This window comes from Mucilaginibacter sp. 14171R-50 (genome assembly GCF_010093045.1).
GTDB lineage: Bacteria > Bacteroidota > Bacteroidia > Sphingobacteriales > Sphingobacteriaceae > Mucilaginibacter.
The window spans coordinates 2,820,240-2,838,481 of the sequence record NZ_CP048115.1 but is presented as its reverse complement, the minus strand read 5'-3'; the positions used below and the strand labels follow the sequence as shown (position 1 = coordinate 2,838,481).

Annotated in this window: 20 protein-coding genes and 1 tRNA gene; 17 read left to right on the top strand and 4 right to left on the bottom strand. The window is 46.5% G+C overall.

The genetic code is table 11. The features are described from left to right. From GWR56_RS13050 to GWR56_RS13015, 8 genes are all read left to right on the top strand, one after another. The gene (locus GWR56_RS13050; protein ID WP_162431671.1) at positions 1-543 is read left to right on the top strand and encodes a YbhB/YbcL family Raf kinase inhibitor-like protein; all 543 of its coding nucleotides are present in this window, start codon (positions 1-3) and stop codon (positions 541-543) included. Positions 544-545: 2 nt separating this feature from the next. After that, positions 546-1,442, top strand: a complete 897-nt coding sequence (locus GWR56_RS20550) for a ketopantoate reductase family protein (protein WP_202925318.1) — start codon at positions 546-548, stop codon at positions 1,440-1,442. Further along, positions 1,443-2,891 (top strand): amino acid permease, encoded by a 1,449-nt coding sequence (locus GWR56_RS20545; RefSeq protein ID WP_202925317.1) that lies wholly within the window; start codon positions 1,443-1,445, stop codon positions 2,889-2,891. Then, positions 2,888-3,409 carry a DUF1572 domain-containing protein gene (locus tag GWR56_RS13040; RefSeq protein WP_162431670.1) on the top strand — a complete coding sequence of 174 codons (522 nt, stop codon included), beginning with the start codon at positions 2,888-2,890 and terminating at the stop codon, positions 3,407-3,409. The genes GWR56_RS20545 and GWR56_RS13040 overlap by 4 nt, the downstream gene beginning before the upstream one ends. A 197-nt stretch (positions 3,410-3,606) precedes the next feature. Further along, on the top strand, positions 3,607-4,536 hold the full coding sequence (locus tag GWR56_RS13035; RefSeq protein ID WP_162431669.1) for an alpha/beta fold hydrolase: 930 nt from the start codon (positions 3,607-3,609) through the stop codon (positions 4,534-4,536). Positions 4,537-4,545: 9 nt separating this feature from the next. After that, positions 4,546-5,463, top strand: coding sequence for an AraC family transcriptional regulator (locus GWR56_RS13030; RefSeq protein WP_162431668.1), 918 nt, complete (start codon positions 4,546-4,548; stop codon positions 5,461-5,463). A gap of 74 nt (positions 5,464-5,537) precedes the next feature. Next, positions 5,538-5,608 (top strand) — tRNA-Gln (locus GWR56_RS13020). A gap of 504 nt (positions 5,609-6,112) precedes the next feature. Beyond that, positions 6,113-6,694 carry a hypothetical protein gene (locus GWR56_RS13015; RefSeq protein ID WP_162431667.1) on the top strand — a complete coding sequence of 194 codons (582 nt, stop codon included), beginning with the start codon at positions 6,113-6,115 and terminating at the stop codon, positions 6,692-6,694. A gap of 79 nt (positions 6,695-6,773) precedes the next feature. Here the strand turns inward: GWR56_RS13015 and GWR56_RS13010 are convergent, their stop codons facing one another. From GWR56_RS13010 to GWR56_RS12995, 4 genes are all read right to left on the bottom strand, one after another. Next, on the bottom strand, positions 6,774-7,631 hold the full coding sequence (locus GWR56_RS13010) for a hypothetical protein (protein WP_162431666.1): 858 nt from the start codon (positions 7,629-7,631) through the stop codon (positions 6,774-6,776). 238 nt (positions 7,632-7,869) lie between these two features. Continuing rightward, on the bottom strand, positions 7,870-8,238 hold the full coding sequence (locus GWR56_RS13005) for a hypothetical protein (RefSeq protein WP_162431665.1): 369 nt from the start codon (positions 8,236-8,238) through the stop codon (positions 7,870-7,872). A 222-nt stretch (positions 8,239-8,460) separates the two neighbouring features. Then, positions 8,461-8,724 carry a hypothetical protein gene (locus GWR56_RS13000; RefSeq protein WP_162431664.1) on the bottom strand — a complete coding sequence of 88 codons (264 nt, stop codon included), beginning with the start codon at positions 8,722-8,724 and terminating at the stop codon, positions 8,461-8,463. 70 nt (positions 8,725-8,794) lie between these two features. After that, positions 8,795-9,577, bottom strand: a complete 783-nt coding sequence (locus tag GWR56_RS12995; RefSeq protein ID WP_162431663.1) for a hypothetical protein — start codon at positions 9,575-9,577, stop codon at positions 8,795-8,797. A gap of 420 nt (positions 9,578-9,997) precedes the next feature. On the opposite strand from GWR56_RS12995, the gene GWR56_RS12990 reads away from it, so the two are divergent. The 9 genes from GWR56_RS12990 to GWR56_RS12950 all read left to right on the top strand — a co-directional run bounded on the left by GWR56_RS12990 (position 9,998) and on the right by GWR56_RS12950 (position 18,242). Continuing rightward, entirely contained in the window at positions 9,998-11,743 is a 1,746-nt protein-coding gene (locus GWR56_RS12990; protein WP_162431662.1) for an APC family permease, read from the top strand. A gap of 43 nt (positions 11,744-11,786) precedes the next feature. Further along, positions 11,787-12,629 (top strand): AraC family transcriptional regulator, encoded by an 843-nt coding sequence (locus GWR56_RS12985; protein ID WP_162431661.1) that lies wholly within the window; start codon positions 11,787-11,789, stop codon positions 12,627-12,629. Positions 12,630-12,692: 63 nt separating this feature from the next. After that, entirely contained in the window at positions 12,693-13,523 is an 831-nt protein-coding gene (locus GWR56_RS12980) for an NAD(P)-dependent oxidoreductase (protein ID WP_162431660.1), read from the top strand. 197 nt (positions 13,524-13,720) lie between these two features. After that, entirely contained in the window at positions 13,721-14,542 is an 822-nt protein-coding gene (locus GWR56_RS12975) for a sulfite exporter TauE/SafE family protein (RefSeq protein ID WP_238395232.1), read from the top strand. A gap of 65 nt (positions 14,543-14,607) precedes the next feature. Next, the gene (locus tag GWR56_RS12970; RefSeq protein ID WP_162431659.1) at positions 14,608-16,026 is read left to right on the top strand and encodes a rhodanese-like domain-containing protein; all 1,419 of its coding nucleotides are present in this window, start codon (positions 14,608-14,610) and stop codon (positions 16,024-16,026) included. A gap of 18 nt (positions 16,027-16,044) precedes the next feature. Then, entirely contained in the window at positions 16,045-16,599 is a 555-nt protein-coding gene (locus tag GWR56_RS12965) for a YeeE/YedE family protein (RefSeq protein ID WP_162431658.1), read from the top strand. Between the two features lie 2 nt (positions 16,600-16,601). Continuing rightward, complete coding sequence (locus tag GWR56_RS12960; protein WP_162431657.1) at positions 16,602-17,015, top strand: DUF6691 family protein; 414 nt, start codon at positions 16,602-16,604, stop codon at positions 17,013-17,015. A gap of 53 nt (positions 17,016-17,068) precedes the next feature. After that, complete coding sequence (locus GWR56_RS12955; RefSeq protein WP_162431656.1) at positions 17,069-17,770, top strand: VIT family protein; 702 nt, start codon at positions 17,069-17,071, stop codon at positions 17,768-17,770. A gap of 10 nt (positions 17,771-17,780) precedes the next feature. Continuing rightward, positions 17,781-18,242 (top strand): heme-binding domain-containing protein, encoded by a 462-nt coding sequence (locus GWR56_RS12950; RefSeq protein ID WP_162431655.1) that lies wholly within the window; start codon positions 17,781-17,783, stop codon positions 18,240-18,242.

The following is an 18,242-nucleotide window of genomic DNA, read 5'->3' as shown; positions in this document are numbered from 1 at the left end:
ATGAAAAAGATACTTTTTATTGCCCTCGCATTAGTGATCGCTCAGCACGCTGTTGCACAAACATTTACACTAAGCAGTGCCGACCTGGGCGGTCAGTTCACCCCGGCGTTCGTGGCGGGAAACATGGGCTGCAATGGCCAGAACCATTCACCCGAGTTACATTGGAGCCACGCACCTGTAAATGCCCAGAGTTTTGCCGTTAAGATGTATGATCCTGATGCGCCCACAGGCAGCGGTTTTTGGCATTGGGTGATCGTAGACATCCCGGCTAACATCAGCCGGTTAAAGCAAGGTGCCGGTGACCTGAAAAGCAATTTAGCACCCGCAGGCAGCTTACAAAGCGCCAATGATACCGGTGCACGGGGTTACCAGGGGCCTTGTCCGCCCGAAGGTGATGCACCTCATCGTTATATCATCACCGTATATGCGCTGAACACCGCGAAACTGGGAACCAAGAGTACTTCAACTGCTGCAATAACTGGCTTTATGCTAAACAAGGCCGCAATTGCTAAAGCTTCACTAATCGTTTATTCCAAGCGTTAACCATGATCTATATTATAGGGGCCGGGGCAATCGGCCAGGCATTGGCGGTTCTGCTTCAAAATACCGGCAAAGAAGTTGTGCTGGTTAAAAGCAGGCAGGTACAAGAAACACAGCGTGATTTCCAGGCCATTCACGTCCATGTCTCCGGGCAGCTATCTCAAGCGGCGGTCAAAGTCGCCAGCCTCGCCACAATTTCATTTGAGAGCGGCCTGATATTGGTTACCGCAAAATCATTCGCTAACAGCACTATTGCGGCAAAGTTAAGAGGCGCCAATCAACCTGTCATCCTTTTACAGAACGGCTTGAATATCGAACAGCCCTTTATCGATCAACATATCCGGCAGCTCTACCGTTGTGTGCTGCTGGTCACCGCCCAGTTCAATGCGGATGGTACGGTACGCTTTAAGCCGGTAAGCGCCTGCCCGGTCGGTTTGGTCCAAGGTGAACAAGGGATGCTTGATGAATTGGTCGGCCAACTCGACAACCCCTGGTTCCGGTTCAGGAGTGAGCAAAATATCCAGCCGCTGATCTGGAAAAAGGTGATCGCCAATTGTGTGTTCAATTCCATTTGTCCGTTGCTGGATATTGATAACGGCATTTTTTACAAAAATGAATTCGCCCTTCGAATGGCACGGAATGTTATTCATGAGTGCCTGGCTGTTGCTGAACGACAAGGTGTCGCACTAAGTGCACAAGAGGTAGAGGACAGTTTATTGTCCATCAGCCGGATGTCCGACGGGCAGTTCATTTCTACCTTACAGGATATCCGCAACCACCGGCCGACCGAAATCGCAACACTTAATGCCGAGATTGTAAGCCTGGCGGGCGACCTGCCTGTTCCTTATACTAAACTATTGGGTGAACTTACCGCCCTGAAATCACAATTAAACCTCTTATAAATGCTTTTTGATAAAAAGAAACCTATTGCCGGGCTCTTACAGGAAACCGGAAATTTACCGCGCACACTGGGCGTATGGTCGCTCATCGGGTTGGGCATCGGTGCCGTTATTGGTTCCGGCCTGTTCGTGAGCACCGCTACCGCCATTGCCGATGATGCCGGCGCTTCGGTCACCATCGCTTTCGTGGTTGCCGCGCTGGGCTGCGCGCTCAGCGGATTTTGTTATGCCGAACTGGCCTCGGCTATTCCCATATCGGGCAGCGCTTATACCTATACTTACGCGACCATGGGCGAATTGCTGGCCTGGATCATCGGCTGGGACCTGATCCTCGAATATGCGGTGGGCGCGGCTACGGTGGCCATCTCCTGGAGCCAATACCTGAATAACCTGTTGGTGAATATCCTCCATACTACGCCAATCCCTTTTGCCTGGTCGCACTCGCCTTTCCAGGTGTCTGCTGGTGGGGAACATGGTATCATTAATTTACCTGCGCTGGTGATCATCGCGCTCATCAGCCTTTTGCTGATCAAAGGCACTAAAGAATCGGCCTGGGTAAACGGCATTATTGTGATCGTCAAGGTGGCGATTGTTGTGCTGATTATTATAACCGGCTGGGGTTTTATCAACGCAGCTCATCACACACCCTTTATTCCACCAGCAACGACCTATGTGGATGAACAAGGTTTCAGTCACCCTTTTGGCGGTATCGGCGGCATACTTGCGGCGGCCGGTACGGTGTTCTTTGCTTTTATTGGTTTTGACGCGGTAAGTACCACAGCACAGGAAACCATCAACCCTAAACGAAACATGCCCATAGGGGTTTTAGGCACCTTGGCTTTTTGCACCGTGCTATATATTCTGTTCGGCCACGTACTATCCGGGCTGGTCTCTGTGCAGGACCTCCGTAATGGAGGCAGGGAAGCCTCAGTTGCGTTCGCCATCCATCAGGCTATGCCGGGTTACGATTGGCTGGCGCAATTGGTTACGGTGGCCTTGCTTGCCGGTTTCTCGTCGGTTATCCTGGCCATGCTGATGGGGCAGTCGCGCGTATTTTACGCCATGGGGCAGGATGGCTTACTGCCAAAAGTGTTTGCCGAATTACATCCCCGTTTCCAAACGCCTTATAAAGCCAATTTAGTGATCCTGCTTTTGGTGGGTCTGTTCGCTGCCTTCATACCCGGCAATGTGGTCGGCCACATGAGCAGCATCGGTACTTTGTTCGCTTTCATACTGGTCAATCTTTCGGTCATTATTTTACGAAAGCGGGAACCGGGTTTGGAACGGCAATTTCGTACGCCTTGGGTGCCCGTAGTGCCGCTATTAGGCATCACCTTTTGCGCGGCTATGATCTATGGCCTTGGCTGGGCTAATTGGCTGCGTTTATTAGCCTGGCTAATTCTCGGTTTAGTTATTTACTTTGGTTACAGTAAAAAGAACAGTAAATTATGAATTACCTTAACAGCGCGATCAAGCAATTTGAATATTATAAACAACTGGGCGAGCGCACCTTTGCGCAGGTCAGCGATGAACAATTGTTCTGGCAGTTCAATAGCGAAAGCAACAGCATCGCCACGATCGTGAAGCATTTGGCCGGCAACATGCGCAGCCGCTGGACAGACATGCTCACAACAGATGGCGAAAAACCGGACCGTGACCGGGAAGCGGAATTCGATAACCATGTTGCATCACGAACTGAAATGCTGGCCCTTTGGGAAAATGGCTGGCAGGTGTTACTAAATACGCTGCACTCGCTACATGAGGCCGACCTGGATAAGATCATTTATATCCGAAACGAAGCACACACAGTAATGGAAGCCATTAACCGGCAACTTGCCCATTATCCTTATCATGTAGGCCAGATCGTTTACATCGGCAAAATGTCCGCGGCCGACTGGCATTCACTAACCATCCCACGCGGCGGCTCCGCGAGTTTCAATGCCAGCAAGTTCGGTACCGGAAAACATTGAAAAATTTGACCTGGAAAAGCACCCTGGTCTGATTATATTATCCCCTTCAAAGACTGCGACCTGTTCGTCATTGGAATAAAACGCTTTGATGGGTTGCTACCTTTTCCGGAGTTTGGCTACGTAATGCCCCGATTTCACTACGCCGGGGAGCTGAAAGCTGATGACCTTTGACTATATCCAAATTTAATCAAAAGAAAATGAAACAGTCAAAAACACCCATCATCAGTTTTAGTCCAATTGTATTAACTGTACCCGGCCGACATGTAGACCTTGAAATAAAAGTTTCTGCACCCGCAAGCGGAAACAACCTGCCTGTCATTCTCCTTTCGCACGGACACGGCCCTTCTAACTTTCTATCTTCGTATAAAGGATATGCCCCCATGGTAGATTTTTTTGCGGCAGAAGGGTTTGTTGTTATTCAACCTACTCACCAAAATTCCAGAGCACTCGCCCTGCCCGCATCTCTTCCTGAAGCGCCCCTGTTTTGGAGCTCACGGGCAACGGACATGAAATTTATCCTTGATCATTTGGACGAAATAATTTCAACGGTACCCGGCTTAACCGGAAGAGTAGACAAATCAAAAGTCGCGGCCATCGGCCATTCCATGGGCGGGCACACGGTTGCCATGCTGGCCGGTATGGAGGTAACTGACCCTGCAACAGGAAAAATAGTGAATTTCACAGAACCGCGGATAACCGCCCAGGTGCTGATCGGTGTGAGCGGTGGCCCCGAAGGATTTAACGGCGTAAACAGACAGCATTATCCGGTGTTGGCGGCCGGTAATTTCGGAACTATGACCTTGCCGGCGCTCATTGTGAATGGCGACAAAGACATCAACCTCATGTTCTCTGATGTGGACAATTGGCGTGCAGATGCTTACTATCAGAGCCCCGGCCCGAAGGACCTGCTGACCGTGTTCGGCGCCGAACACATCTTTGGGGGCATATCGGGGTATGATGCCCGCGAAACAAGTGATGAAAATCCGGAGCGTGTTGCCTTTGTATGTGAAAGCATTTTGGCTTATATTCGGAGTACTTTCGATCCAAACGACGCAAGCTGGGAACAAGCAAAAAAAGCCCTCAACGGCGTAGATGGTACTTTGGGCAGTATTGAAAGCAAATCATAAACAACCATCATGAAGGACGAAATAGCTAACCATCGATTCGATTCTTTATCAAGGATGCATAAGGTGCTGAACATGCCGGCACCTATGCACCCTTTGGTAAGTTTGATGAATAACGCCAGTGGTACAATCCCGCTGGAAAGGCTTCCCAGCCCACACATTTTGAATTTTTACAAGATCTCCTATAAGATGAACTTCCAGGGAAAATTCAAATATGGGCAGCATTACTACGATTTTGACGAGGGCGGAATGTTTTTTGTTTCGCCGAACCAGATCACGGGGGCCCACGAAGCACTCAGTGATCAATCTGGTTATACTTTACTTTTTCACCCGGATTTTTTATTGGGTTACGAACTCGCCAGGAAGATCAAAGAATATGGCTTTTTTTCTTATTCCGTCCATGAAGCGCTGCACTTATCAGAAAAAGAAAAAACCACCATCATTGCTGTTTTTGAGAGTATTGAAGAAGAATTAAATGGCCGGATCGATAATTTCAGCCAGGACGTGGTTATTTCCCAGATAGAATTGCTGCTGAATTATGCCAACCGGTTCTATAGCCGGCAATTCATCACCCGTAAGGCGGTAAGCAGTGATCTGCTTCAAAAGGTAGAAGAAATTTTGCACACTTACTTCAGGTCGCCAAACATACAAAAGCAGGGGCTTCCTACTGTTCAATTTCTTTCAGAACAGTTAAACGTTAGTGCCAGTTATTTAGGTGATATGCTGCGATCACTTACGGGGCAAAACGCACAACAGCACATTCATAACCACCTGATCGAAAAAGCGAAGGAACAGTTATCAACCAGCCCGGCCTCGATAAGCGAGATAGCCTATCAATTAGGATTCGAACATCCCCAGTCTTTTAGCAAATTTTTCAAGCTCAAAACCACTGTGTCGCCTTTGGATTTCAGGCGTTCTTTTGCGAGGTAATATCGCTGCCCAAAAAATTAAATACAGATACGGTGATGGTTAAAGGTTCAAGTCCTTTACGTTCTACAAAATATTTTCCTGAGGTGCAATGGCAGCACGCCTGGTTTTGGTCCGGGTAGTAGTGGTTCGAATCCATTCAGGAAAACATGGTTTTTTGAGGAGTGATCTCAATGGGATCAAGCGAATAATTCTGCACACAAGCGGGTAAGGGAAGGTGCGGTTTATTTACAGAAATATCTGTAAATAGCATTATGCTTTAAGCTGAGAGTTTAATGTGTTTGGGGGTGAAGTTGAAACTTGGGCCGGTAAGGATTTTACTTTGTCACACGCGGCACGCATGCGACAGCAAGGGGGCCAAAATGAATAATAAGGATCAATCCTATTGCAGCACTTCGTAGTGCAACGTTTTTTTAGTAATAGGATTTATGGTATATTAGTTTATGAAACCTTCATCATATTTAAAAGAACATCCTACTGAAACCATAGCGATGCTGACTGGATTAAGTTATTTCTCGGTATACATTTACGAATACTTTTATTGTTCTTACTTTAAATTGCCGGCTGGATTTATTCAAATAAGTGTAATGAATGTTTTAGGGTTTTTTTTGGTTCGATCTCTGTTATTCTAACTCTTGTTTACTATATCAATTTGCTTTTTCAAAGACGAAATTCCTTTGCAGATAGTTTTGGATTTAAAGTTCGATATCTTCAACTGTCAATATTAACTGTAGTTTTTTTTCTTATTACAAGAATTGAATTCAGCACTATAGCATTCTTTTCAATATTAATTTTTGATATTATAATCTTATATCTAATAAAAAAATTTACACAAAAAACTATCAAGAGAAGATTTAGCTTATGGCATAAAATTAAAGGCTTTAACCCAGATTTATCAAATAATGAAATAACTGATATTTTTTATAAAAAAATTAAAAAACCAAATACAGATATCAAAGATTTTTTGTCCAACTGTATAATAACCTTATTGTCGATAGTTGTTATTTCTGGAATACTTGGTTTTGGAAAAGCCCAACATGAAATTTATTTTTCTGAATTAACTTCACATAAAGGTTTGGTTATTTTAAGAGCTTATGGAGACAAATTGATTTGTAAAAAATTTGATAAAAGCTCCAAACGTTGGGCAGACTCAATAGTGGTTGTTAATAGTACGCTCCGGGATTTACCATTGAAATCAATCAAAATTAACTTGCCTGATAAATCCTTGTTTTAATTTAAGGACAAGGCTATAAAAGCCGCTAAAACGCGGCTTTGAACTGCTATTTTAACGGGGGGGGGGGGCAAAAGTTTTATTACGATAAATTTTTCCATTCAAGCATTTGATTAGCAAGATGTATGATTTCGGTCGCTGGAAGTATTTTCGTTACACCGTTTTGTTTTTGATATAGTTGAAGAATCAAAAGCTTAAGCTTTTCATCAAATGATTTCAGTTGAAATGATTTGTTGGACGCATTTACGTCAAGATAATCAGCAAATATCTGTTGTGCTATGGCTGTCGCCTCCTGTTTGGTCTCAGGAGATTTACTGGTGTATCTAACAGGTCGATCTTTTCTTTCAATCTGATCTAAGCGTTCGAAAACCTTTTCAAATTGCTTTTCAAAAAACACATTTGCTGGCACTTCTTCAGTAGTCAATTTGGGTTTATAATTGACGAAATGCTTTAAAAAAGTCGAATAGTTTTCAGCTTTTGAAGCTTCGTAAGTTTTTAATAGTTTGCCTTTTAATTTTACTTTAAATTCTTCGATTTTGTGATAGTGAAGGTCAGCTGGATAGCCGAGATGTTCAATTGGAGATGTATCAAAATTGTAGCTTGTGATGTCGTCTTTAATGATAATTGTGGCTTTGTCAAACGCCAGACGTAAACCCAATTCGAACATTACGTTAGGGTTTTTTGAACTAACATCACAGATGACTATAGGATTTTCGGCAAGGTTATTTACAATACGATTATGGATAATACCTACATCATCTGCGTTACTAACGATATTTGGTTCAAAGCCAGATTCTGTAACAACTAACTTTATAATTGCCATTACTTCCTGCCAATGAGAGTCTGTGTAACCATCAGTTGGAGAAATTGGCATGATTATACCGCAGGTTTTTAATTGTTCTGATTTTTCCTCCGATTTATTTTCGCTTTGCTTTGCCATATAAAAAAATATTTATAGTCCATAACTTTTTGGATCTCTTTCATTAAATGAAGGTCTTGGTGTACGTTTACGAAAACCGCAAGTACCGCTATATTTGTTGCCGTTTTTGCAATATTTACAATTTTTGCAAGCTACACAGTTAGCCTTCCCGCCGCAAACCGGCCAGTGGCGTTTGTGCTGGCCTGAGCTACTCAGACAGCATAACAGAAATAGGAGAAAGAAGAAGTTCCTTGCAAGGTTACACCTGAATTGCTTTCCTGGTAGTGTTAGATTCACGGTAAGTTCCGATACTAAAGTCACCGTAATCAAAAGCAGATTTTGAACCGTCAGAAAATACGAAATTCAAGATCAGGTGTCCGTTAAATGAATCATGCCCCTTAGCGTTAATTTCCATGTAAAATGTTGTTTCGTTAAGCTGGGATTTATCGAGCGGGTTGTACATTCGCAAAGGGTGGCGCCATGGCGCTTCGCTACCTATAACGTTTGCATCGTAATATGCAATGACGTTTGATTCGCTGCCGTGATATAATTTAAACTGGACTGTGGAATTGTCGTCTACGCCGTCTCTTACGGCGATTTCGAGATTTACTTCGGTTAAAGTTGGCATGACAATAAGATTTGGTTTATGATATCGAAGCTAACTTAATACTTTTACAAAAGCAAATTTCTCGCTTATGCATTTACCGCATCTTTTACAGCCAGTTTTTTAGCTTTATAGTTATCGTATGCACGGTCGTTGAATATCACCTGCTGGTCTTTTATGGTTGCTGAACCTGATCTAACTTTGCCACCAGCTAGCCAATGTCGAAATTATTCTGGATCAGCGTGCCTATGATATTAGCCGTGCGCGGGTTTTGCAGCATCCAGTTTGGTGCAATTCATTCGCGGCCGGCCTCACCGGCAACAATGGCCGGCGTGATGCTGATTTTTTAAAAATTGTAGCCTGGCCAACGTAACCGGCGGGGTCTTCGTCACTAAAACCGCCATCGGCAAATTCGGGCGCTTTCATAACTGATATCTTATCAATCTCCATACCCGCCCCTACGCTGGCGCACGCGTGCCGCTTGTGATAATGGCCGTTATTAATTTGCATGCTTAGAGATTGCTTCGTTCCTCGCAATGACGCGGTGAATGAGGAAGCCTCCATCCCCGCCATGCCTGGCTTACCAACGCACGCGCTTCATTAATTTCTTTCTTCGCTTCCACCACTCATATCCCCCTCTAACACAAAAATATGCTAAGATGGAGTACCACATAAAATGCCTGGTGCTGTTATCATCAAACAAAGCGATCATTAAAATGAAAAAAGCCAGCAAAAGCACAAGGGCGCCGATCCTTTTGAGGTAAAGTTTTAGTTTTCGCTTCTTTTCCTTTTTCGCCCATGCTTTCCTAAGCGATTCGTTAACTGCATTAACCCGTTTCTCTTTTTCCTTCAGCAATTCCAATACCTGTAAGTTGATATCAACCCACTGTGTATAATTTCCAAGGGTGAATGCTTTGTAAATAGCCAGAAAACTACTCAGTTCTACCTGTAGTTGGGTTAAATCAGGCGAGTAGTATATATGGTATTCGTCAAACTCATAGATAGTGTCATTCTCAAAAGGTGTTAACCTATCCCATGACGACATACTACCTACCATTTTTGCTACCTTCTCTGCTTCTTCCACATCATCTATCGGCTGCCGGTGGTATATAAGCCCCAAAAGCACCCTATCGTATATCGGGTTGTTAGTTGGCTTAACATACTTGTGTAATACTTCAACAAGGCCGTTTACATCGCCGCTAAGCGATACCTCGATAAAAAAATAGTCGGGTTCGTCAGTATCCGCAATAATGCGATCGGCCCACAAAACAATCTCCTCCCTCGAAATTAAGCCAAGCGTAAGCCCTCTCCGAAATACTTCGGGCAATAATGGAAAATCTTGTACCTGGTGCGATGGTGCCATATTTATTTTAATCGTTCTTTTAAATGTGTAAAATCATGGTTAACACGGTTTTAATATAAAATATTGGTAATCAATTATTTAATTCAAAATAGGCGTTAATTATGTTAACCATGTTAACCATCTTTTGGTCCGGTGGTGGGGTAATTCCTTACCACCGCCCTCAATCCTCCGGCTTCTCCCTCGCATCGGCCATTCTTACAATGACCAGCATCTTTAAATGAGCCGTTAGCCGTCACCCTATTTTCGTGCTGTTAGTGTAACTTCAATAAGTGCATGATGGAATTCCCTGCCGAGGTAGTCGTATACACAAAAAATTAACTGTAAATCCAAATTACACGCTGCTCTCTGCCCTATCGCCATCCAAACAAAAACGCTTCAAAATGCGTATTCTATTGATAACGCAGGATTTAACGCCGGTCTATGAGTACAAAAAATATTACACTCCATAAACTTAACGAACTGCAGGCAACTGCCATCTCGGGTAACGATATCAGTTCTTCCTGTCTGTATGTTTCTGCATTGACCATTGCCTATGCAGGGCAGTATGCCTGGATATCACTGCTGGTAGTGGCCTTGGTGCTTTTCCTGTTCCGGAAGATCTATGGGGAAGTGGTCGGGGCCCTGCCATTGAATGGTGGTGCTTATAACGTTTTACTGAATACTGCCTCCAAGCGTACTGCTTCATTTGCCGCCTGCCTCACCATTTTATCTTACATGGCTACCGCGGTGATCTCGGCTTACGAGGCCATGTTCTATTTCCATGACATCGTTCACGATCTACCGTTGATCCCGGCAACGATCATGGTCCTGGTTATCTTCATGATGCTCACGATCATTGGTATCGGCGAGTCCGCTTTCATAGCCGTTATCATATTTATCACCCATATCGTTTCGCTCGTATTGCTTGTACTGGCGGCCTGCTGGTTTGTCATTCAGCATGGAACAGGTATATTCTTGTCTAACTGGCATCTCCCGGTCACTTCGGGCGGCGTCTCCACTGCGTTATTCCTGGGTTTTTCGGCAGCTATGCTCGGTATCTCCGGATTCGAGAGTTCGGCCAACTTTGTTGAAGAACAAAAACCGGGGGTGTTTCCGAAAACGCTGCGTAACATGTGGGGCGTGGTAAGTTTCTTTAACCCCGTTATTGCGCTGCTTGCGCTGGCCGTCCTGCCCATGGCAGACATCAGCGGTCACCAGGAATCGCTGCTTTCGTTCATGGGAGAAAAGGCGGGTGGCAGCTGGCTTAGCCACTTCATTGTGATCGACGCGGTGCTGGTATTGAGCGGCGCGGTTTTAACTTCCTATGTTGGCGTAACGGGCCTTGCCGAGCGGATCACGCTGGACAGGATATTGCCAAACTTCTTTCTGGCCCAAAACCGCAGGGGCGTAAACTACAGGATCGTTATCGGCTTCTTCCTGTTATGCGTGTCTATATTGTTAGTAACCAAGGCTGACCTGGCCAGCCTGGCGGGTGTGTATACTTTTTCCTTCCTGTTGGTGATGGCCCTGTTCGGGGTAGGAAATCTGCTCTTAAAGGTGAAGCGGGAAAAGCTGCCCCGCCCTGAACGCGCCACGGTAATTTCTGTCATCATAGCCATCGGCTTCATCGTAGCGGCCTTCTTGGGCAACATGCGGCTTAACCTGCCATCGTTCTACGTTTTTATTCAATATCTCATCCCAACTGTATTGTTCATCCTGGTAATGCTAAACCGCGCACGGGTCACCAGATGGCTCATCTATGCCGTTAGTCACGCAGGCCAACCTTTACAGCGGCTGGTGAAAAGAACGATACGGCCCTACCGTGCTTTGATAAAGCTCAATTCGCAGGAACTGGTTTTTTTTACCCGCGGTGACAACGTCGCCATTCTGAACCGGGTAATGATCTACGTAGAAGAGAACGAAGCCACCAAACGTCTGAAGATCGTTCATATCGCCAACGAGGACAGTAACAACGATCATTTAAAAAAAGATATCGAGGTGCTTGACCGGGCGTATCCGGATATTGACATTGATTTTGTAGAGATCGAGGGACGGTTCGGCCCGGAAATGATAGACCAGCTATCGAAGGAATGGAACATTCCAAAAAATTTCATGTTCATCGGTGCACCCGGTAACAAATTTCCTTATCATGTTTCAGAACTTGGCGGGGTAAGATTGATCATGTGATTACTAACCCTAAAATCAGGTTTGATTTTATTAAGTTTGCACTATGGTCAATGAGATACCGGGCGTAAACATGTCGGAACTGAAGCTGCAAGGTTTCAAGATCCATGAGTTGCCTGCTTTAGTCGAGGTGCCGGCAGTGCACGGGCGGCGCGATTTTTATAAGATGGGCCTGGTAACGGGTGAAATGACCGTTGGATATGGCGGCGAGGTGCTGGAGCTGAGCGGAACGGTGCTGTTCTTTGTGAACCCCAGGGTGTCGCGTTCTGTCGTCCGGCGCTCGGTGAATACGACCGGCTATGCCTGTATCTTTACCGAAACATTCATGCCGGCGATCGTCAAAAAGTCGCCGCTTTGGAACGCCAGCGAAAACCCAATGATACCCCTGAACACGGAACAGGCCGCTTTTATGACGGCTATCTTTCAAAAGATGCTGGCTGTTCATCACAGTAATTATAGCTATAAGCGTGACGTGATCAAGAATTGCATTGAACTGATCGTTCATGAGGCACTGGCCATACAGCCGCCGGTCCGCAGCCTGCAAAACGGTGCCGCCCGCATCACACAATCGTTTATAGATTTGCTGGAAAGGCAATTTCCCATCGAACATACCGCAGCGCCGTTGAAACTGCGAACGCCGCAGGATTTTGCGGCCAAACTCGCAATACACGTCAATTACCTTAATCGCGCTGTTAAACAAGCGACGGGCAAACCCACTTCGGTGCATATCACCGAACGCGTAACTGCTGAGGCGAAAGCCTTGTTGAAGCATACCGATTGGAGCGTCGCAGATATTGCCTATGCCCTGGGTTTTGAATACCCGACTTACTTTAATAATTACTTTAAAAGAATAACGGGGACTACGCCCAGCTCGTTCCGGCAGGTTTGATTATCATACTTATTGGTTTGATTTTCGTTTGCGGACGTTTCCGTATCGACCGACCTTTGGGTTATGAAAATATTAGTAACCGGTGCCACCGGAAAGGTTGGCAGCAGATTAGTTCCCCGTTTAATAGCTAAAGGCTATACTGTCCGTGTATTGGTGCGTGATGCCGCTAAAGCCCCGGCAAACACCGAAGTCATCGTTGGTGACCTGTTCGATGCAGCTACCTTGGTTCCCGCAGTATCGGGCGTGGACGCAGTGGTGCACCTCGCCGCCTTGTTCCGTACCACTGATAACGACAGCATTGTCAAAACCAACCACGACGGTGCCATCGCCCTGGCCGATGCCGCCATAGCTGCAGGCGTAAAAAGATTTGTATTTACCAGCACCAGCAATGTTTATAGTTCGGGTTATGGCCACCCGGCCAAAGAAGACGAGGTATTGAACAGCAATGATCCCAGGGCTTATTCCTCCAGTAAGATCGCCGCCGAAGAGGAGCTTCTGAAAAAGGAACTGGATGTCCGCATCCTCCGCTTAGCCTTTGTCTATGGCGACAAAGACCCGCACATCGAAGAGATCCTGCCGCTGTTAAAAAAATGGAACCGTCATTCCGGCTGGCGCATGCAAATGGTACATCATTTAGATGTGGCCCAGGGCATACAAATACTACTGCAAACAGACGGCCTCAATGGCCAGATCTATAACATTGCCGACGATGCCCCCATCAGCCTCTACGAACTGGCAGATGCCTTCGGAAAAGCAACGGAGACCTTTGACGCCGAACAAGGCCCCTTAACTGACCCCTTCGAAGGTATCACGGACATCTCCAAACTCAGAAAGATCGGCTACCGGCCGCTGGTACCCAGCTATTACGTAGCGCGAGACCTGGATATTTTATGATGGGTAGTATACCCCGGTAAACCAGGCCACTCATTTTATACCTATAAAAATAACAAAGCCCGTATCTTCTGTTGATGAAACTGTTGTGGTGTCCAGTAGATCCGGGCACTTTAATTATTATAGCAAAAAGGAGGCTGGTCTTTTTTTTGGTGTTACAAGATCAAATGTGACCAAAGTTACCGTACTTAAGTTTAGATATGCAGATTTTTGTGGTCATGGAGATGATCGCTTATTTCGCTGCTGCTTTTATTGGTATTTCGCTTGGTTTGATCGGCGGTGGCGGTTCCATCATAACCGTGCCGGTTCTGGTTTACCTGTTCGGCATCAACCCACTGCTTGCCACATCGTACTCTTTGTTCATTGTCGGGTCTACCAGCCTAGTGGGTGCCATCAACAGTTACCGGCAAAACCTGGTCAATATTAAAGCTGCGCTGCTGTTTGGGTTTAGCTCAATCACCACGGTTTTTCTGACCAGAAGGTTCCTTATTCCGGTTATTCCAAAACATCTCGGCCAGGTGGGCTCCTTTGAAATAACAGCAAACCGGCTAACTATGATCCTTTTCGCGATACTTATGGTCCTTGCCGCAAGCGCCATGATCCGTACCGGCAATGCAAATGATCGTGAACTTACAGCAAGTTCAAGGCCATTAAACCTGCCTAAGCTTTTTGGTTACGGGATAGCTATCGGCCTGGCAACGGGCATACTGGGGGCTGGCGGCGGCTTTCTGCTGATACCTGCCCTGGTGCTGTTGGTAGGCTTACATATCAAAGAAGCTGTGGGCACGTCATTGTTGATCATCGCCCTTAATTCGCTGATAGGGTTTACCGGCGACCTGGGTCATTTCACCATCAACTGGTTTTTTCTATTGAAAATTACGGCCATCGCCATTGCCGGAATTTTTGTCGGCGGCATGCTTAACAAAAAAATAGATGGCAGCAAGCTCAAAAAGGGCTTCGGCTGGTTTGTGCTGGCCATGGGTAGCTACATCGTCATTAAAGAACTTGTGCTGAGCTCATGAAGTGTGACCATGGTCACCGAAATCAATAAATCATTTACAGAAATTTGAATTTAAATTATTTAGCTATGATCATTGAACAGATCTACACCGGATGCCTGGCGCAGGGCGCCTACTACATCCAATCAGAAAATGAAGCTGCGATCATCGATCCGCTACGCGAAGTTTCACCGTATATTGAACGGGCCAAACGCGGCGGCGCAACGGTGAAGTATGTGTTAGAAACCCACTTTCACGCTGATTTCGTATCCGGGCATATCGACCTGGCTAATAAAACCGGAGCGGAAATTGTATATGGCCCTACAGCGACTCCTGCTTTTGCTGCCCATGTAGCTAAAGACGGCGACGAACTGGCGCTGGGCAAAGTAAAACTGCGTGTGATACACACACCCGGCCATACCCTGGAGTCCACCTGTTATTTGCTGACCGATGAAAACGGTAAAGAAACGGCACTATTTTCGGGCGATACGCTATTTATCGGCGATGTGGGTCGTCCGGACCTGGCGCAAAAAGCAGCCGGTATGACAATGGAACAGTTAGCCGGAACGCTTTACGACTCGTTGCGAAACAAGATCATGCCTTTGGCAGACAACATTATTATTTACCCTGCTCACGGGGCCGGCTCCGCCTGCGGCAAAAACATGAGCCAGGAAACTACCGATACGTTGGGGAACCAAAAAAAATACAACTACGCGCTGCGCGCTAACATGACACGGCAGGAATTTATCACAGAAGTGACCCGGGGCCTTACCGCGCCGCCTGCATATTTTCCAAAAAACGTAAAAATGAATAAGGAGGGTTACGAAAATATCGACCAGGTGATCAGTCATGGTACGAAGCCGCTTTCGGCAGAAGAATTTGAAGCCACAGCTAATGAAACGGGCGCCTTGATCCTGGATACCCGCGACGCACAGGATTTTGCCCGTCAATTCATCCCTAATGCGGTGAACATCGGAATCGATGGTAACTTTGCCCCATGGGTTGGCGCCCTGATACCCGATATTGAGCAGCCGATACTGCTGATTACCGAAGCGGGGCGTGAGGAGGAGGTAGTGACCCGTTTAGCGCGGGTGGGTTTTGATCATGCTATTGGATACTTGAAAGGCGGCATGCCCGCATGGACAACTGCCGGAAAAGAAACCGACCATATCGTTTCGCTCACGCCGGAGGAAGTTGCCGACCTGGAGGCATCGGGCGAACGGGTAAAGCTGCTGGATGTCAGAAAATATCCGGAATACCTGTCAGAGCATGTTACAGGTGCAGAAACACTTCCCTTAGATACGATCAATGAACAGATAGCTAAACTTGCCAAAAACGAAAAGTACTTTGTGCATTGTGCCGGCGGGTACCGTTCCATGATCTTTAATTCGATACTGCGCGCGCGGGGATATGATAACCTTATTGATATTAAAGGGGGTTTTAAAGCGATGAAAGCATCAGGCAGATTTAAAATAACAGATTATGTTTGCCCAACCTCCATTGTATAAATAGTATTATTTTTGAATATGATCGAATTACTTAAGCAACCCTGGCCCTGGTACACCTCGGGGGCCGTTATTGCGGCTATCATGGTAACTTTATTGTTTTTTGGCAAATCCTTTGGTTTTTCCTCTAATCTGCGAACGCTTTGCACCCTGGCCGGCGCGGGCAAAAAAACGTCTTTTTTTGATTTCGACTGGAAAACTCAAAAATGGAACCTGCTGTTCCTGCTGGGTTCTGTTCTGGGCGGGTTAATTGCCCGTACCTGGTTGCAAAGCCAACAGCCCCTGCAGTTATCGGCAGCAACTATTACCGACCTGAATGCGCTGGGGATCCATTTTGACGGACAATTAGAACCCGAACAGCTATTCGGGCTGCAGTCATTGTCGTTACAGAATGTCGGCCTGATGCTTGCAGGCGGCCTGCTGATCGGCTTTGGCTCGCGCTATGCGGGCGGCTGTACGTCGGGGCATGCCATCAGTGGCCTGTCTAACCTGCAGTTACCGTCGTTAGTAGCGGTGATCGGCTTTTTTGCGGGCGGTCTGATCATGACCCACTTATTATTTCCGCTGATATTTTAATTATGAAAGGACTCAAGTTTATTTTAGCCGGCATCGTTTTCGGCATCGTAATGGTGAAATCAGAAGCGGTAAGCTGGTATCGGATTCAGGAAATGTTCCGTTTTCAATCCTTCCACATGTATGGCATCATTGGCACGGCGGTAATTTTTGGAATGATATCGGTTTTCCTGATCAAAAAATTAAAACTGCGCGATGTGCAAGGCGTTCAGATCAGGCTTGCTGCAAAAGATAAACAATGGGTAAAGTATGCCGTGGGCGGCCTGATATTTGGTTTGGGCTGGGCGCTTACAGGCGCCTGCCCAGGGCCAATGTTTGTAAACATTGGCTATGGCTATCTGGCCATGACCATTGTTGTTTTAGGCGCGCTTGCGGGAACATTTGTGTACGGCCGCGTCAAAGAACGGCTGCCTCATTGACACTATTAAAATACGGCTGCTTTTATTAACTTGCCGCTTAATCAGGTTTTACTATGCTAACTATAGATAATTATCTGGACAGTCATTACATCAAACGCAGCAACTGGCTCAGGGCAGCCGTTCTGGGGGCTAATGACGGTATCATATCCATTTCAAGCCTCGCCATCGGCGTGGCCGCGGCAAGCAATACCAGGGAGCCGATTGTTTTGGCAACGGTTGCCGGGCTGGTGGCGGGCGCATTATCGATGGCGGCGGGCGAATATGTGTCGGTTAGCTCGCAAACCGATACGGAGCAAGCCGATATCACCCGGGAAGCGCAGGAACTGAAGGATATGCCCGAGGCAGAGCTAAACATATTGGCAGAAATATATGAGCGGCGTGGATTGAAGAAGGAAACGGCCAGGCAGGTAGCTACTGAACTGATGGCGGCAGATGCCTTAGGCGCGCATGTGCGCGACGAGTTGGGCATTAACGAGATCAGCCAGGCTAATCCAATACAGGCGGCGCTGGCATCGGGTGCATCTTTCACCACGGGCGGGGTGCTGCCGCTTATGGTTATCTTGTTCGCGCCCGTCAGGCAAATGGAATATTACCTGTATGCTTTCACCATCTTGTTCCTGAGCATTCTGGGCGCCATCGCGGCACGTGCCGGAGGCTCCGACGTTAAAAAAGCGATCATCCGGATCACCATCTGGGGAACGCTTGCCATGGGCTTATCCGCGCTGGTTGGTTATTTATTTGGAGTAAAAATTTAAACTGCTATCGATGACAATTTTAAAGAAAATACTTTTGGGCGTGTTGGTGCTGTTTATAGCTATACAACTGATAAGGCCTTCAAAAAACATATCGTCCGGGCCATCCGTAAACGGAATTGAAAAATTTTACAACGTTCCGGCAGATGTGCGTACCGTGCTTAAACGCAGCTGCTATGACTGCCATTCCAACAATACGTACTATCCGTGGTATAATACCATACAACCCGTGGCGTGGTTGCTGGCACACGATGTAAACGAGGGTAAGGAGCACCTCAACTTTGATGAATTTAATACATACAGCACCAACAGGAAACAGCACAAATTGAGCGACCTGGTAGACGAGATTAAGGAAGACGAAATGCCAATGGGCATCTATACGATGATCCATCGCGATGCAGTGCTTTCAGCAGCAGAAAAGCAAAGGTTGATTGGCTGGGCGGATAGCCTTAGCCGTTCCTTCGGCGTACGTTAA

What these genes read in the sequence shown, in the direction of transcription:
- GWR56_RS20545 (WP_202925317.1), top strand. Translation starts at nt 1,443, where the DNA reads ATGCTTTTTGATAAAAAGAAACCTATTGCCGGGCTCTTACAGGAAACC.
- GWR56_RS13040 (WP_162431670.1), top strand. Translation starts at nt 2,888, where the DNA reads ATGAATTACCTTAACAGCGCGATCAAGCAATTTGAATATTATAAACAA.
- GWR56_RS13000 (WP_162431664.1), bottom strand. Translation starts at nt 8,724, where the DNA reads ATGCAAATTAATAACGGCCATTATCACAAGCGGCACGCGTGCGCCAGC.
- GWR56_RS13030 (WP_162431668.1), top strand. Translation starts at nt 4,546, where the DNA reads ATGAAGGACGAAATAGCTAACCATCGATTCGATTCTTTATCAAGGATG.
- GWR56_RS12985 (WP_162431661.1), top strand. Translation starts at nt 11,787, where the DNA reads ATGGTCAATGAGATACCGGGCGTAAACATGTCGGAACTGAAGCTGCAA.
- GWR56_RS12955 (WP_162431656.1), top strand. Translation starts at nt 17,069, where the DNA reads ATGCTAACTATAGATAATTATCTGGACAGTCATTACATCAAACGCAGC.
- GWR56_RS13050 (WP_162431671.1), top strand. Translation starts at nt 1, where the DNA reads ATGAAAAAGATACTTTTTATTGCCCTCGCATTAGTGATCGCTCAGCAC.
- GWR56_RS12980 (WP_162431660.1), top strand. Translation starts at nt 12,693, where the DNA reads ATGAAAATATTAGTAACCGGTGCCACCGGAAAGGTTGGCAGCAGATTA.
- GWR56_RS12950 (WP_162431655.1), top strand. Translation starts at nt 17,781, where the DNA reads ATGACAATTTTAAAGAAAATACTTTTGGGCGTGTTGGTGCTGTTTATA.
- GWR56_RS12965 (WP_162431658.1), top strand. Translation starts at nt 16,045, where the DNA reads ATGATCGAATTACTTAAGCAACCCTGGCCCTGGTACACCTCGGGGGCC.
- GWR56_RS13010 (WP_162431666.1), bottom strand. Translation starts at nt 7,631, where the DNA reads ATGGCAAAGCAAAGCGAAAATAAATCGGAGGAAAAATCAGAACAATTA.
- GWR56_RS13005 (WP_162431665.1), bottom strand. Translation starts at nt 8,238, where the DNA reads ATGCCAACTTTAACCGAAGTAAATCTCGAAATCGCCGTAAGAGACGGC.
- GWR56_RS12990 (WP_162431662.1), top strand. Translation starts at nt 9,998, where the DNA reads ATGAGTACAAAAAATATTACACTCCATAAACTTAACGAACTGCAGGCA.
- GWR56_RS12995 (WP_162431663.1), bottom strand. Translation starts at nt 9,577, where the DNA reads ATGGCACCATCGCACCAGGTACAAGATTTTCCATTATTGCCCGAAGTA.
- GWR56_RS12975 (WP_238395232.1), top strand. Translation starts at nt 13,721, where the DNA reads ATGCAGATTTTTGTGGTCATGGAGATGATCGCTTATTTCGCTGCTGCT.
- GWR56_RS13035 (WP_162431669.1), top strand. Translation starts at nt 3,607, where the DNA reads ATGAAACAGTCAAAAACACCCATCATCAGTTTTAGTCCAATTGTATTA.
- GWR56_RS20550 (WP_202925318.1), top strand. Translation starts at nt 546, where the DNA reads ATGATCTATATTATAGGGGCCGGGGCAATCGGCCAGGCATTGGCGGTT.
- GWR56_RS12970 (WP_162431659.1), top strand. Translation starts at nt 14,608, where the DNA reads ATGATCATTGAACAGATCTACACCGGATGCCTGGCGCAGGGCGCCTAC.
- GWR56_RS12960 (WP_162431657.1), top strand. Translation starts at nt 16,602, where the DNA reads ATGAAAGGACTCAAGTTTATTTTAGCCGGCATCGTTTTCGGCATCGTA.